10 protein-coding genes and 2 riboswitches are annotated in these 14,977 nt (G+C 63.0%); of the genes, 2 read left to right on the top strand and 8 right to left on the bottom strand.

The window, feature by feature from the left end; genetic code table 11:
- Positions 1–217: 217 nt before the first annotated feature.
- The 8 genes from PQR53_RS14550 to PQR53_RS14515 form a co-directional block, all read right to left on the bottom strand.
- Positions 218–1,933 (bottom strand): thiamine pyrophosphate-binding protein, encoded by a 1,716-nt coding sequence (locus PQR53_RS14550; protein ID WP_408454774.1) that lies wholly within the window; start codon positions 1,931–1,933, stop codon positions 218–220.
- Positions 1,934–2,052: 119 nt separating this feature from the next.
- Positions 2,053–3,441, bottom strand: a complete 1,389-nt coding sequence (locus PQR53_RS14545; RefSeq protein WP_408454771.1) for an L-serine ammonia-lyase — start codon at positions 3,439–3,441, stop codon at positions 2,053–2,055.
- A 28-nt stretch (positions 3,442–3,469) separates the two neighbouring features.
- Entirely contained in the window at positions 3,470–4,600 is a 1,131-nt protein-coding gene (locus PQR53_RS14540; protein WP_408454768.1) for an alginate lyase family protein, read from the bottom strand.
- Positions 4,601–4,713: 113 nt separating this feature from the next.
- Positions 4,714–7,650, bottom strand: a complete 2,937-nt coding sequence (gcvP, locus tag PQR53_RS14535; protein ID WP_408454765.1) for an aminomethyl-transferring glycine dehydrogenase — start codon at positions 7,648–7,650, stop codon at positions 4,714–4,716.
- Positions 7,651–7,736: 86 nt separating this feature from the next.
- On the bottom strand, positions 7,737–8,117 hold the full coding sequence (gcvH, locus tag PQR53_RS14530) for a glycine cleavage system protein GcvH (protein WP_408454763.1): 381 nt from the start codon (positions 8,115–8,117) through the stop codon (positions 7,737–7,739).
- 146 nt (positions 8,118–8,263) lie between these two features.
- On the bottom strand, positions 8,264–9,382 hold the full coding sequence (gene gcvT / locus PQR53_RS14525; protein ID WP_408454760.1) for a glycine cleavage system aminomethyltransferase GcvT: 1,119 nt from the start codon (positions 9,380–9,382) through the stop codon (positions 8,264–8,266).
- A gap of 81 nt (positions 9,383–9,463) precedes the next feature.
- A riboswitch (glycine riboswitch) is annotated at positions 9,464–9,626 on the bottom strand.
- 33 nt (positions 9,627–9,659) lie between these two features.
- Positions 9,660–9,760, bottom strand: a riboswitch (glycine riboswitch).
- A 142-nt stretch (positions 9,761–9,902) separates the two neighbouring features.
- Positions 9,903–10,256 carry a hypothetical protein gene (locus tag PQR53_RS14520; RefSeq protein WP_408454757.1) on the bottom strand — a complete coding sequence of 118 codons (354 nt, stop codon included), beginning with the start codon at positions 10,254–10,256 and terminating at the stop codon, positions 9,903–9,905.
- 194 nt (positions 10,257–10,450) lie between these two features.
- The gene (locus tag PQR53_RS14515; protein WP_408454754.1) at positions 10,451–11,500 is read right to left on the bottom strand and encodes an oxidoreductase; all 1,050 of its coding nucleotides are present in this window, start codon (positions 11,498–11,500) and stop codon (positions 10,451–10,453) included.
- A gap of 457 nt (positions 11,501–11,957) precedes the next feature.
- On the opposite strand from PQR53_RS14515, the gene PQR53_RS14510 reads away from it, so the two are divergent.
- Together PQR53_RS14510 and PQR53_RS14505 are read left to right on the top strand one after the other, a co-directional pair.
- Entirely contained in the window at positions 11,958–14,048 is a 2,091-nt protein-coding gene (locus tag PQR53_RS14510; protein WP_408454751.1) for a UvrD-helicase domain-containing protein, read from the top strand.
- A 269-nt stretch (positions 14,049–14,317) separates the two neighbouring features.
- Complete coding sequence (locus PQR53_RS14505) at positions 14,318–14,896, top strand: hypothetical protein (RefSeq protein ID WP_408454748.1); 579 nt, start codon at positions 14,318–14,320, stop codon at positions 14,894–14,896.
- The last annotated feature ends 81 nt before the right edge of the window (positions 14,897–14,977 follow it).

The raw sequence follows: 14,977 nt of genomic DNA, 5'->3' as shown, positions 1-14,977 counted from the left end.
AGACGCACCTGCTGGTGCTTCGCATGAGTCGCACTGAACCCTCGACAGCGTCGAAGATTAGTGGATATGAATTGAAATATAGCCAGTGGACGTCACCATTTACGTGATGGCGACATGACAATTCCGTCATGAGACGGTTCAGTGGCCCCGCAGCGACAGCGGTGCGACATCGCGCGCAGCGCTGTCGCCCTCGAGCGACTGCGAAAGTGGTTCGCCACTAAGCTCCGGTTGCTCGCAGCTTCCTTCCCTGCTCGCGAATCTGCTCCAACGTTGCGCCCGGCGTGCTCGCCTCCTGCGGCATGCGAATCTCGATCACCGCTGCACGCCCGGCTTCCATCGACCGTTGCAATGCAGGCAGAAAATCTTCAGTCCGCTCCACCGTCTCTCCGTGCGCGCCGAACGACTTTGCGAACGCCGCGAAGTCCGGATTCGTGAGACCCGTACCGTGCACACGATTCGGATAGTGCCGCTCCTGATGCATCCGGATCGTGCCGAAGTGGCTATTGTTCACGACGATGAAAATCACATGCAGGTCGTACTGCATTGCCGTCGCGAGTTCTTGCGCGGACATCATGAAGCAGCCGTCGCCTGCCAACGCGACTACTGCGCGTTGCGGATACATCGACTTCGCCGCAATCGCCGCCGGTACACCGTAGCCCATTGCGCCACTGGTCGGCGCAAGCTGTGAGCGGAAATGCCGATACGAAAAATGCCGATGCAACCATGTTGCATAGTTGCCCGCACCGTTCGTGAGGATCGCGTCTTCCGGTAGATGCGCGCGCAACTGTTGGATCACTTCGCCCATTTGCACATCGCCAGGAATCTGACGTGGTTTGCGCCAATCGAGATACGCTTGATGCGCTTCTTGCGCCGCGTCGGCCCATGCTGGGTTCCCGGAAGAAGGCTTCAACCCGGCAAGCAGCGCCGCCAGTTCTGGCATGCCGGAGACGATCGGTAGGTCCGCCGCATAGACCCGCCCGAGTTCTTCCGCACCTTGATGCACATGCACCAGCGTTTGTTTGGTCTTCGGAATATCGAGCAGCGTGTAGCCGTTCGTCGTTGCTTCGCCTAGCCGTGGGCCGAGCGTGAGGAGCAGGTCTGCATCGCGGATACGTTGAGCAAGCGCTGGATTGATACCGAGGCCGACATCACCGGCATAGTTCGGATGCTCGTTGTCGAGTGTGTCCTGGAAGCGGAACGCGAGGCCAATCGGCAATTGCCAATTCTCGACGAAGCGTTGCAGGTCGGCACATGCCTCGGGCGTCCAGCCGCTGCCGCCGGCAATCACCATCGGCCGTTGCGCGCCCTCCAGCAATCGGCGCAACTCTTCTATCTGCGCTGCAGACGGCGACGCCGCCACACGCTTATATCTCGGTGCGCCGGCCACCAGCTCACACGCGTCGCTCAACACATCTTCCGGCAACGACAGCACAACCGGCCCCGGCCGCCCCGATGTCGCCGTGTGAAACGCATGACTCAGATATTCAGGAATACGCTTCGGATCGTCGATTTGTGCGACCCACTTCGCCATCTGACCGAACATGCGTCGATAGTCGATTTCCTGGAAGGCCTCGCGGTCGAGATGCTCGCGCGCGCATTGGCCGATCAGCAAGATCATCGGCGTCGAGTCCTGAAACGCGGTATGCACGCCAATCGACGCATGCGTCGCGCCGGGGCCGCGCGTGACGATCGCGACGCCCGGACGACCCGTCAATTTGCCGACCGCTTCGGCCATGTTCGCGGCGGCCGCTTCATGCCGGCAGACGATGGTCTGGATGCGATCGGTCTCGTCGTGCAGTGAATCGAGTACGGCGAGAAAGCTCTCGCCGGGAACACAGAAGACGCGCTCGACGCCGTGCGTCAGCAAGGCATCGACGACGAGACGTGCGCCAGTGGTTTGGGCGGCGGAAGAAGATTCAGAAGCGAGCGGCATTGCGATGAAACCTCCAGGCGTTGCGATGGGTGCGATCGGTGCAGTGGGGTTGTTGCCGCATCGGGTTTGCATCAAGCCGATGGGCGCATCGATAGCTTACGCCGACCGAGCCAGCGCCCTCAACACTCCACGATGTTCACTGCCAACCCACCGCGCGACGTTTCCTTGTACTTCGTCTTCATATCCGCGCCGGTCTGCATCATCGTCTTGATCACGGAGTCCAGCGACACGTAATGGGTACCGTCGCCGCGCAACGCCATTCGCGCGGCGTTCACGGCTTTCACCGAGCCCATCGCATTGCGCTCGATACACGGAATCTGCACCATCCCGCCGACCGGATCGCACGTCAGCCCGAGGTTATGCTCCATGCCGATCTCGGCGGCATTCTCGACTTGCGCGGGCGTACCACCCATCACCGCCGCGAGCGCACCCGCAGCCATCGAACAGGCCACGCCCACTTCGCCCTGACAGCCCACTTCCGCACCGGAAATCGACGCGTTCAGCTTGTACAGAATGCCGATCGCCGCGGCCGTCAGCAGGAAGTCGATCACGCCTTGCTGATTCGAGCCCGGCATGAAACGCGTGTAGTAGTGCAGCACCGCCGGAATGATGCCGGCGGCACCATTAGTCGGCGCCGTGACCACGCGGCCGCCGGCAGCGTTTTCTTCATTCACGGCGATCGCGTACAGATTGATCCAGTCGACCATCGACAGTGGATCGCGCAGCGCGAGTTCAGGATTACCGGACAACGCGCGATACAACTGCGGCGCCCGGCGCTTCACCTGGAAGGGTCCGGGCAGATTGCCATCGGCGCCGGGATTGTTAATGCCACAACCGCGCGACACGCACGACTGCATCACGTCCCAGATCTTCAGCAAGCCCGCACGCGTCTCCTCTTCCGTGTGCCAGACACGCTCGTTTTCCCACATCAATTGCGCGATGCTCTTGCCGGTCGAGCTGCACAGCGCGAGCAATTCATTGCCGCTGCGAAACGAATGCGGCAATTGTTCGACGGCGCTCAGCACCTTCGTGTTCGGTGCGCCCGCCGTCACCACGAAACCGCCGCCCACCGATAGATAGGTCGACTCGCGCAGCGTCGCGCCTTGCGCATCGAACGCATGCAGCTTGAGGCCGTTCGGATGCTCGGTCAGCGCCTGGCGATAAAACGAAATGTGATCTTTCTGCACGAACGGCACCTCGTGCGTGCCGAGCAACGCGAGCTTGCGCGAGGCCTTCACCGCTTCCAGACGCTGCGCGATCGTGTCCGGATCGACCGTATCCGGCGCATCGCCCATCAAGCCGAGCATCACGCCGCGATCGGTGCCGTGCCCCTTGCCGGTCGCGCCAAGCGAACCGTACAAATCCACTTTCACCGATGCCGTCGCCCCGAGCAGCCCGTCGCGTTCGAGCCCTTGCGCGAACATCAGCGCCGCACGCATCGGCCCGACCGTATGCGAACTGGACGGACCAATGCCGATTTTGAAGAGGTCGAACACGCTCACTGCCATTTACTGCTCCCTGCTGATAAAAGTTGGTCTAGCGCGCCGACAGCGGCAAACACACGGCGAGCCACGCGGGCGGCGTGGGTGCGAGCTGTAGCGCGATCGGCGTATAGCGTGCGTCGAGACGCGCCGCCAGGTGAAATAGTTCCGTCGCGTTTTTCGGATCCCATTGACCCGAGTAGCCAGGCAGACCGGCCTCGCGACGTTTGGCATCGAACGGGACGCTCGAATGCACGAATTCTTCATGCGTCTTGCTGCCGTCCGCATAGGGCGTTAGCCAGTTGAGCGCGGCTTGCAGCGACGCGCCATTGGCTCCCTTCTCCGGCAACCAGTTGCGGTTGTGACGGCGCGCGGCGAGCGCGGCGGTCACGAGCGGCTGCAGGTCGTAAGTGACGTAGTGCAGCGCGTCGCGCTCGCCGAAGTCGAACGTCGAGCCGTCCGGCGCGATGTTGTCGCCGATATGCTCGTCGAACAGACGCTGCGCCGCGTTGATCATCTTGCGGTTGTCGAGCGTGAACGCAGCCATTGCGATCAGCTTGATCCGGTGGCTCTGCCAGTTGTTCTTGAACGTGCCCTTGAGGGGGCGCGGCTGCGCGTCGATCTGTGCGATATAGCCGTTGGCGAGCCTGGTGAGGAACGCCATCGATGCATTGCGCGTTTTCACCGGCAACGCGCTCGCGGTCATGTCGTAGGCGAGGATCAGGCCTTCGAAATGGGTTTCGTCGATGGGATTGAAGCTCGGCTGGTAAGTCGTGACCCACGCATACAGCAAACGGTCGACCAGCTTCAGATAGCGATCGTCGCTCGTGGCGCGCCAGGCAAGCGCCGCATCGCGCAGCAGATCGAGATCCTTTTCCGCTTCGACGCTCTGATCGTAGATGCCCTCGTGCGGCAGCGTGCCTTCGGTATGCAGCTTCGCCAGCGCATGCGGCGGGTCGTTCAGATGCGCCTGCACGTTGCTCACCAGCGCCTTGACGCCCGGATCGGCATTCGTGCGCTCGCTGGTTTGCAGGGCGGGCGCCGCACAAAAATTCATCGCGGCCTGCGCCTGCCGCAGCGGCAGCAGCACGGCCGCGCCTGCCAACAGCAGTGTGCAAGCCTGCTGCCATGTCTGGGCAAGCCTTGCTTCGGTCCGGCTTTGCATCAATCGCACCTTTCGCGCCATGCGAAACTCCTCGTTAGGCTGATTCGGTGTGTGATGTTAGCCGTTTGCGGACACCAGCGACAGAACCGCGCAACGCCTGCTTACAACCTTCAGGCAATGCGCGGTTCGCGGACTTACTCGTAGTCAGCGATCGGCACGCAGGAGCAGAACAGATTGCGGTCGCCGTACACATTGTCGGCACGGCCGACCGGCGGCCAGTACTTCTTCGCGATCAGCGTGGGCAGCGGATAGGCGGCGGTTTCGCGCGCATACGCATGCTTCCAGTCGTTCGCGATGACGACCGCTGCCGTATGCGGCGCGTGCTTGAGCGGATTGTCCTCGCGGTCCGAGCGGCCTTCCTCGACAGCGCGGATTTCCTCGCGGATCGCGATCATCGCTTCGATGAAGCGGTCGAGTTCTTCCTTCGATTCCGATTCCGTCGGCTCGACCATCAGCGTGCCCGGCACCGGGAAGCTCATGGTCGGCGCATGGAAGCCGTAGTCGGCGAGGCGCTTGGCAACGTCGTCGACGGTGATGCCGCTCGTTTCCTTGAGCGGGCGCAGATCGAGAATGCACTCGTGCGCGACCAGTCCGCCGGGGCCCGAATACAGCACGGGGTAATGCGGCGCGAGCTTCCTCGCGACGTAGTTCGCGTTGAGGATCGCGGTTTCGGTTGCGGCCGTGAGGTTCTTCGCGCCCATCATCGCGATGTACATCCACGAAATCGGCAGGATCGACGCGGAGCCGTACGGTGCGCCGGACACAGCGCCGATGCCGTTCGGTGCGCGCTCATAACCCGACGAGATCTGATTGGGCAAGAATTGCGCGAGATGCGCGCCGACCGCGACCGGACCGACGCCTGGTCCGCCGCCGCCGTGCGGAATGCAGAAGGTCTTGTGCAGGTTCAGGTGCGAGACGTCGCCGCCGAACTGCCCCGGCGCGCACAGGCCGACCATGGCGTTCATGTTCGCGCCGTCCACATAAACCTGGCCGCCGTGCGCGTGCACGATCTCGCAGATTTCGCGGACGTTCGCTTCGAACACGCCGTGCGTGGACGGATACGTGATCATGATCGCCGCGAGCTTGTCGGCGTGCTGTGCCGCTTTCTTCTTCAGGTCTTCGATATCGACGTTGCCTTGCGCGTCGCACGCGACCACGACCACCTGCATGCCGGCCATTTGCGCCGACGCCGGGTTCGTGCCGTGCGCCGAAGCGGGGATCAGGCAGACATTGCGATGCGCTTCGCCGCGCGACGCGTGGTAAGCGTGGATGATCAAGAGACCGGCGTACTCGCCTTGCGAGCCGGCGTTCGGTTGCAACGACACCGCTGCGTAACCCGTTGCGGTGACCAGCATCTCTTCGAGCTGATCGATCATTTCGCGGTAGCCGACGGTTTGCTCAGCCGGTGCGAACGGATGGATCTGGCCGAATTCGGGCCACGTGACCGGCAGCATTTCCGAGGTCGCGTTCAGCTTCATCGTGCACGAGCCGAGCGGGATCATCGAGCGGTCGAGCGCAAGGTCCTTGTCCGACAGGCTGCGCAGATAGCGCAGCATTTCCGTTTCCGAATGGTGACGGTTGAACACGTGGTGCGTGAGGTACGCGCTGGTGCGCTCCAGAGCAGCCGGGAGCGACGCGGCGTTGGCGGCCGTCAGCTTTTCGTCGAGTACTTCGACTTGCGGCACGTCTTTCGCACCCGCGGCTTCGGCGAAGGCGGCGAGCAGATCGGCCAGATCGCGGCGCGACGTGGTTTCGTCGATCGACAGACCGACTTGCGTGTCGCTCACGCGGCGCAGGTTGATGCGCTTTGCCTTTGCGGCGTCGTGCAATGCTTGAGTACGTGCGCCGCTTTCGAACGTCAGCGTATCGAAAAAGGTTTCGTTGACGAGCGTGTAGCCCAGTTGCTTCGCGCCTTCAGCGAGTAATGCCGCAATGCGGTTCACGCGCAGCGCGATCGTCTTCAGACCGTGCGGGCCGTGGTAGACGGCGTACATGCTGGCCATGATCGCGAGCAGCGCTTGTGCGGTACACACGTTCGAGGTCGCCTTCTCGCGGCGGATATGTTGTTCGCGGGTTTGCAGCGCGAGACGCAGCGCCGGATTGCCTTGCGCATCCACGGTCACACCGACGAGACGGCCAGGCATCTGACGCTTGAACTCGTCGCGCACGGCGAGATAAGCCGCATGCGGGCCGCCGAAACCGACCGGCACGCCGAAACGCTGCGTGTTGCCGACGGCCACGTCCGCGCCCCATTCGCCCGGGGGCGTGAGCACGGTCAGCGCGAGCAGGTCGGCGGCGACCACCACGTGGCCGCCTGCTGCGTGGATCGCATCGGCGAGCGCGCGGTAGTCACGCACGTCGCCGTTCACGCCCGGGTATTGCAGCAACACGCCGAACGCATCCGCGTTCGCCGCTTCCTCGGCGGGACCCACCTTCACTTCGATGCCCACCGGCGTGGCGCGTGTCTTCACCACTTCGATGGTTTGCGGCAGGACGTCGTCGGCAACGTAAAACACGTTCGACTTCGGCTTGCCGACGCGTTGCAGCAGCGTCATCGCTTCGGCGGCGGCGGTCGCCTCATCGAGCAGCGAGGCGTTCGAGATCGCCAGACCCGTCAGGTCGACGATCATCTGCTGGAAGTTCAGGAGCGCTTCCAGACGACCTTGCGAGATTTCCGGCTGGTACGGCGTGTACGCGGTGTACCACGCCGGATTTTCCAGCACGTTACGCAGGATCACCGTCGGCGTGTGCGCGTTGTAATAGCCCTGCCCGATGTACGAGCGGAACACCTGGTTCTTGTCCGCCAGCTCACGCAACGCGGCGAGCGCTTCGGCTTCGCTCTTCGGCTGGGCGAAGGGGCCGAGCGGCAGCGTTTCGGTGCGGCGGATCGTCTTCGGAATGACGGCGTCGATCAGCGCGGCGCGCGACGCAAAGCCGAGGGCTTCGAGCATCGCGTGCTGGTCGGCCGAATCCGGGCCGATGTGCCGTTCAGCGAAGGCGTCATGCACTTCGAGCGCGGCGAGCGAGAGAGGAGTGCGGTTCATCAGACGATCCGGGTGTTCGAGCTTCATGAGGTGTTCCTGCCGGTGCGGCTGTCCGGTCAATTCGGACCTGCCGCACCTGTCGGGTTAAACGTAATGGTGCAACGTGCAGTGCTTCAGGCGCCGATCGACTTCGTGTACGCGTCGGCGTCGATCAGACGGTCCAGCGTTGCGTCCGCGGCCGGCTTGATCTTGAACAGCCAGTTTTCATACGGCGCGCTGTTGACGCCATCCGGCGTGTCGGCGACGGCCGGGTTCGCTTCGATGATCTCGCCCGAAACCGGCGCGTAGATATCGGAAGCGGCCTTGACCGATTCAATCACGGCAACGGTGTCGCCCGCCGTCACGGTCTTGCCCAGTGCCTGGACTTCGAAGAAGACGATGTCGCCGAGCGCTTCTTGCGCGTGGTCGGTGATGCCGACCGTCAGCGTGCCGTCCGCTTCGGTGCGGACCCACTCGTGCGATTCGGTGTATTTCAGATCGGCCGGGATGCTCATCGGATGCTCCTATGCGGTGTGATTCGGTAGTGATTCAATAAAAAGGCGCCCAAAACCTGTCGCTTCGCGCCAGGCCCCCGGAGGGGGTCAAGAAAACTTGGGGCGGCCCGGCGTTTTCTTGAAGGGATGACGCACGCGCCGGCTGCTTAAACTGCCAGCACCTTGCCGTTGCGCACGAACGGCAGTTTTACCACGCTTGCGGGAACGTTTTTGTCACGAATCTGGACGTGAACGGTATCGCCCGGCTGCACGCCTTTCGGCACGCGCGCGAAGGCGATCGATTCCTGCATGGTCGGGGAAAAAGTGCCGCTGGTAATTTCGCCAACGCCCTGCGGCGTGACGACTTTCTGGTGAGCACGCAGCACGCCTGCCGCCTTGCCGTTTTCCTTCAGCAGGATCAGACCGACGAACGCCGCCTGCGAACCGCCGGCTTCGAGCTTGTCCTTGCCGACGAAGGCACGCGGCGAAGCCAGGTCGACGGTCCAGGCGAGACCGGCGTCCAAAGGCGAGACGTTGTCGTCCATATCCTGGCCGTACAGATTCATGCCGGCTTCGAGGCGCAGCGTGTCGCGCGCGCCGAGACCCGCGGGGCGCACGCCTTGTGTTTGCAGCGCCTTCCACAATGCTTCGACGTGATCCGCCGGGACGATGATTTCGAAACCGTCTTCGCCGGTATAACCGGTGCGCGCGACGGTGAGCTCGCCGAACGGCGTGTCTTCGATACGCGCCGCGTTGAAAGGCTTCAATGCTTCAGTGGCGGCGCGCGCGGCCGGCACGGTTTGCCAGACTTTTTCGCGGGCGTTCGGGCCTTGCACGGCGACGATCGCATAATCGCGGCGCGGCGTGATGGTCAGGCCGAAGCTGCCTTCGGCGTTGAGCTGGCCGAACCAGGCGATGTCTTTGTCGGCGGTGCCGGCGTTGACGACCACGCGGAAATGATCTTCGCCGAAGTAATAGACGATCAGATCGTCGATCACGCCGCCATTCGGGTTCAGCAAACAGGAGTACAGCGCGCGGCCCGGGGTTTGCAGCTTGGCGACGTTATTCGCCAGCGCATATTCGAAGAAGGCGCGCACGCGCTCGCCGGTGAAGTCGACGACGCACATGTGTGAGACGTCGAACATGCCGGCGTCGGTTCGCACGGCGCGGTGTTCGTCGATCTGCGAGCCGTAGTTGACGGGCATGTCCCAGCCGCCAAAATCGACCATGCGGGCGTTGAGCGCACGATGGGTGGCGTTGAGCGGGGTGTGTTTGAGTTCGGTCATGGGGCCTCGGGCATCTCGCGAAACAAAAAAGGCCATGCGGCGCTACGCCTCGCGGCCTGCCGGCTGCGAGCGAATGCGTTGCATGACCCCTCTGTCCTCGATACCTGAGAGATTGCGCTGCCGGGCGATTTGAATGCTGCTGCGATCGCCACGGTGAAACGCGCGCCCCTTCGGTGGGCAGCCTGCCAAAGTCTGCTCGATTAAACGACGCAGACGGCTACTGCCGCTCTCCAGAGTGCGAAAAACCCAAGCCTGATGTTGCGTTGACGCGGGTTTTTCGACGCGGTCGGTCCTTTTGCCTGAGAGTTTGCGGGTGTGCCCCTTCGGCGGCGCGGCCTGCGATTTTCTGCGGCCAGCACGCTCTCCCGACGCGTGCGGCGAATGTACGCGAGGGCCGGGGGCTTGTCAAATAAAGGCCTGAGAGGGCCATGGGGGTTGGCGGCGCGGGCTCGCGGAAATCAAAAAAAAGCGCGGGACGTACTGCCCGCGCTTCCGTGCTTCGGTACCTGAAACGGCGCGATTATTCGCCGATGGCATGCGCCGCGTTGTCGAGTTCCTGGTTCAGCAAGCGCTGTTCGTCGCTGGACAGGCCGCCGCCGTGTTGCGCGGCCATGTCATGAGCTTCCTGACGGATCACGTCAAGGCGGTGATGCAACGCGCCGCCTTGCGGAGGCGGGTAGTAGCCTTGGTTGACGTGAGCGTCGATGCGGCGGCTCAGGTTCTCGATACGCCCGTCGACCTGACGAAGACGCTGATCGGCGATCTGCTGCGGATTAGGACGCGGCGCCGGCGCGGGTTGCTGTGGGGTCACCACGCAGGCGGCGAGGGAACTGAGCAAGGCGCATGCTGCTACTGCGCGGACGATACGGGGCATGGACTCTCCGGGAAGTCGTTGTCGTTTTGTGGTGCTACAGGTAGCAACGGCTTGCCGGGGGTTCGCGACGACCGCGGAGACGGGGTTATTTGTAACGTTATGTTCCTTTCCGCGTTGTCAGGCATTTCGTCTCTGGCGGCGGCATGGCTTGCATGCCCCGCCAGATAACCCGAAAGCGGCCCGTTGGCAAAAAGTTAGCGAATACGCTCAAACGGTAGCCGGACGCCTTCTTCCGAACTCCGGGCAGCAAGCTCGACAATCGTCATCACGTCGACGGCATCCTGGGGAGTGACAGGAAATTTCACGCCGTTCTGTATCGCATCCGCCAAGGCGATATAGAAGCCAACATATTCACCGTTGCGCGTCGGTACCTCCCGCTCGACTTCCTGATCGCCCTCAAGCACGCGCAGGACCCCGGCCGTATTGCCGGCGCCGAACCCCTCGTCGCCAGGCCGCAAACCGGCTTTCAACTGATCTTCCTGCGTATCGAGCCCGTATTTCACGTAGCTCCCGCGGGTGCCGTGAATCGCGAACCTCGGCGCGACGAGCGCGGTCAACGCGCTGGCATGCAACACCACTTCGAACTCGCCATAGCCCAACTGCATATGGACGTAGTCCGGCGCGCCGGCCTGCTCGCGGTGCGCCCGAACCGTTGCGGATACGGTCTGCGGCGCGCCGAACAACGCCAACGCCTGATCGATCAGATGCGGTCCAAGATCGAGAAGCAGACCGCCGCCGCGCGAAGCCTCCTCGCGCCAACGCTGGCGGACTTCCGGCCGGAAACGGTCGAAATGCGATTCGTATTGCGTGATGCGCCCCAACTCCCGGCTGGCAAGCAGATCGCGCACGGTCAGAAAATCACCGTCCCAGCGGCGGTTGTGAAAGGGCACGAACAGCTTGCTGCGGGCGAGTGCGATGTTGGCGAGCGTGTGGGCGTCGGCCGCGGTGAGCGTGACCGGTTTGTCGACCACCACGTGCTTGCCCGCTTCCAGCGTGCGGCGCGCCAGGTCGAAGTGCGTGTCATTGGGCGTGGCGATGACGACGCAGTCGATTTCCTCGAGCGCCAGCAGCGCGTCGAGATCGGCCACCACCTTTGCGTGCGGGTAATCGGCCAGCGCATGCTCGGGACGGCTAGTCGCGATGGCCGCGATGCTCGCGCGCCCGCAGTGCTCGATCACTGGCGCGTGAAAGGTCGCGCCGGCAAACCCGTAACCCATCAATCCAATCTTCAGCGATGCGGACATGCGTGTCTTCCTGCAAAAACGGCGCGCCGCTTTGCCACCGTGGCGACGGCGCGCAACACCGTAATTGTGGCATGTCACGAAGGTGGACTGTCAGCGTTGTCGTAGGTGATTGTTAGCGGAGTCAGTCTCGACGGCGCTCACCTGCCAAGTGCGACAGCAGTCGGGGTCGCTGGTTCGAGCAGGTGTTTTTGTCGTCGGGCGAGCAGTAATCGCGGACGGCTTTCGTCGTCGTTCAGCTCATCTGTCACGGCATCCGGGACAGTCATCGTCGCTGTCATCCGTCGCAGTCATCCGTGTTAACATCGCTCCTCTCGCGCGGCAACGCAGCGGGCCGGAACCTCCTCGTCTCAGCTGGGGCGCGTGTTTCAGCCGCTGGCGCGGCGCAGCATGCCCCCGGGCCTTCGGTCTCGCGATTGCGCACCCAAGCGCCCTCAACCGCATTACCCATCCACAGACGATGTCCGCAGGCCTGAATCCCGCTCAAAATGAAGCGGTCCGTTATCTTGACGGTCCGTGTCTCGTGCTCGCCGGCGCAGGCAGCGGCAAGACGCGCGTGATCACGCAGAAGATCGCGCACCTGATCGAAGCCAAAGGCTTCGAGCCGCGCCACATTGCCGCCGTCACGTTCACGAACAAGGCCGCGCTGGAAATGCGCGAGCGCGTCGGCAAGCTGCTCGAGGGCAAGACGCTCACCACGCCCGGCAAGGAAGGCCGCAAGGTGCCCGTCAATCAGTTGACAGTGTGTACTTTCCACTCGCTCGGCGTGCAGATTCTGCGTCAGGAAGCGGAACACGTCGGCCTGAAGCCGCAGTTCTCGATCATGGATTCGGACGACTGCTTTGGCATGATTCAGGAGCAGGTCGGCTCGACGGACAAAGGTTTCATCCGCAAGATCCAGTCGATCATCTCGCTGTGGAAGAACGGCATGATCATGCCGGAAGAGGCGATTGCGATCGCCGCGAACGAAGACGAACATCAGGCCGCGATCGTCTATCGCAACTATGTGGCGACACTGCATGCCTATCAGGCGGTCGATTTCGACGATCTGATCCGCCTGCCTGCCGAACTGTTCGAGAAGAACGAGCAGGTGCGCGATCGCTGGCAAAACAAGCTGCGTTACCTGTTGATCGACGAGTATCAGGACACCAACGCGTGCCAGTACGAGCTGGTCAAACTGCTGGCGGGCAAGCGCGCCGCGTTCACGGCGGTCGGCGACGACGATCAGGCGATCTATGGCTGGCGCGGCGCGACGCTCGAAAATCTCGGCCAGCTCAGCAAGGACTTTCCGAAGCTGCATCTGATCAAGCTGGAGCAGAACTACCGTTCGACGGTGCGAATTCTGACCGCCGCGAACAACGTGATCGCGAACAACCCGAAGCTGTTCGAAAAGAAGCTGTGGTCCGAGCACGGCATGGGCGATACGATCACCGTCACGCCCTGCAACGACGAAGAGCACGAGGCCGAATCCGTGGTGTTCCGCCTGTCCGCGCACAAGTTCGAGCGGCGCGCGAATTTTCGCGACTACGCGATCCTGTATCGCGGCAACTTTCAGGCGCGCATCTTCGAACAGGTGCTGCGCCGTGAACGGATTCCGTATGTGCTGTCGGGCGGCCAGTCGTTCTTCGACAAAGCCGAGATCAAGGATATCTGCGCGTATCTGCGCCTGATCGCCAACGCGAATGACGACCCGGCGTTCATCCGCGCGATCACCACGCCGCGCCGCGGGGTCGGCAATACGACGCTCGAGGCACTCGGTTCGTTCGCGGGCCAGGCAAAGGTGTCGCTATTCGAAGCGGTGTACATGGGCGGCATCGAGGCGCGCCTGTCGCCGCGCCAGATCGAGCCGATGCGCGTGTTCTGCGACTTCATGCAGCGCCTCACCGATCGCGCCGAGAAGGATGCCGCCGGTCCCTTGCTCGACGAACTGATGGACGCGATCCACTACGAAGCCTATCTGTACGACGCGTTCGACGAACGTCAGGCGCAGGCCAAGTGGCAGAACGTGCTCGAGTTCATGGAGTGGTTGAAGCGTAAGGGCACCAAGGCTGAGCCCGAGGGTTCGGCGAACAGCGAGGCGACCGGCTACGACACCGCCGACGGCCTCGGCGACACCGGCAAGAACCTGCTTGGCCTGATCCAGACAGTGGCGCTGATGTCGATGCTCGAAGGCCGCGAAGAAGACCCGGACGCGGTGCGGCTCTCTACGGTCCATGCGTCGAAGGGGCTGGAGTATCCGCACGTGTTCCTGGTGGGCGTCGAAGAAGGCATCATGCCGCACCGTGGCGGCCCTGACGACGAGCCGATCGACGACGCGCGCATCGAGGAAGAGCGCCGTCTGATGTACGTCGCGATTACGCGTGCGCAGCGCAGCCTGCATCTGAACTGGTGCAAGAAGCGCAAGCGGGCGCGCGAAACCGTGGTGTGCGAGCCGTCGCGCTTTATCCCCGAGATGCTGCTCGACGACGCTCCGCCGCCGACACCCGAAGAAGCGCCGATGTCGCCGAAAGACCGGCTCGCGAGTTTGAAGGCCCTGTTGCAGAAGCCTTGAGCGTGGAGGCGAAGGTGAGCGGATGGGCGGTTTCTGTTCACCTGCTTGTAGCATTCCGCGCGCTGGACGCTTTCAGCCGCTCGCAACCCCCGCGCCGGGCAATCTCCATCCGCTTGAAAGACATCAATCGCTGCACGCCCACAGGCTTGCAAGACCCCGCGCGGTGCAGGTGCATCGGCGATTTTCTCAGGTGCGCACGCTACAGTGGCACGGCCCGTTAATTGGACGTAGGTCAGACGTTGAGCGGGCGCCAATCGGAGACCGTTCGCATGCCCATGCCGCCGCTCGCGCACTATCGCCGCGCGCTCGAAACCTACATCGACGCGAAAGACAACACGCGTGCGAACCGCATCGCCGAGGCCTTTGCACCGGATGCGGTCCTCACCATTTCGCTCGCTACGTCGAATATCGCGTTCCCGGCGCGCACAGTCGGCACTGATGCGATCGCGAAAACGCTCGTCACCGATTTCGGCGTCCAGTACGTGCAGTGCCGCACCTATTATGTGTGCGATTCACTCGCGGTGGACGACGGCACGATCGACGCGTTGCCCTGGCTGGTGGTGATGTGCGAACGGGCAACCGGCGCATTGCGCGTCGGCCACGGCGTGTATCGGTGGAGTTTCGACGCGACGCCGGCTGTCACGGCGTTCCATATCCACATTGCTCGCATGGACGTCGTACCCGACGCCGACGGCAAGTTGCTCGAAGCGTTGCAAGATGGATTGAGCTATCCCTGGCTTGCGCCAGCTGACCTGCACGCGCGCTTTACGTCGCTCGCGCGCAGCATGCCGGCCTTGGCCTTTGTCGAGGCGTTCAGCCGTCCCGCGGTTGCACCGGCAGGCACCTGACCTCGCGGCGCGCAAAGCGCGTCCCGATTCCCCATGAAAAAATCCCTGCCCGTGTCGCCACGGTGCAGGGATTTTTGCCTT

It is taken from the genome of Paraburkholderia fungorum (genome assembly GCF_046027605.1).
Lineage (GTDB): Bacteria > Pseudomonadota > Gammaproteobacteria > Burkholderiales > Burkholderiaceae > Paraburkholderia > Paraburkholderia fungorum_F.
This window is presented reverse-complemented; position numbering and strand designations above follow the sequence as displayed.

Coding starts and splice junctions, on each gene's coding strand:
- PQR53_RS14550 (WP_408454774.1), bottom strand. CDS start 1,933: ATGCCGCTCGCTTCTGAATCTTCTTCCGCCGCCCAAACCACTGGCGCA.
- PQR53_RS14545 (WP_408454771.1), bottom strand. CDS start 3,441: ATGGCAGTGAGCGTGTTCGACCTCTTCAAAATCGGCATTGGTCCGTCC.
- PQR53_RS14540 (WP_408454768.1), bottom strand. CDS start 4,600: ATGGCGCGAAAGGTGCGATTGATGCAAAGCCGGACCGAAGCAAGGCTT.
- gcvP (WP_408454765.1), bottom strand. CDS start 7,650: ATGAAGCTCGAACACCCGGATCGTCTGATGAACCGCACTCCTCTCTCG.
- gcvH (WP_408454763.1), bottom strand. CDS start 8,117: ATGAGCATCCCGGCCGATCTGAAATACACCGAATCGCACGAGTGGGTC.
- gcvT (WP_408454760.1), bottom strand. CDS start 9,382: ATGACCGAACTCAAACACACCCCGCTCAACGCCACCCATCGTGCGCTC.
- PQR53_RS14520 (WP_408454757.1), bottom strand. CDS start 10,256: ATGCCCCGTATCGTCCGCGCAGTAGCAGCATGCGCCTTGCTCAGTTCC.
- PQR53_RS14515 (WP_408454754.1), bottom strand. CDS start 11,500: ATGTCCGCATCGCTGAAGATTGGATTGATGGGTTACGGGTTTGCCGGC.
- PQR53_RS14510 (WP_408454751.1), top strand. CDS start 11,958: ATGTCCGCAGGCCTGAATCCCGCTCAAAATGAAGCGGTCCGTTATCTT.
- PQR53_RS14505 (WP_408454748.1), top strand. CDS start 14,318: ATGCCCATGCCGCCGCTCGCGCACTATCGCCGCGCGCTCGAAACCTAC.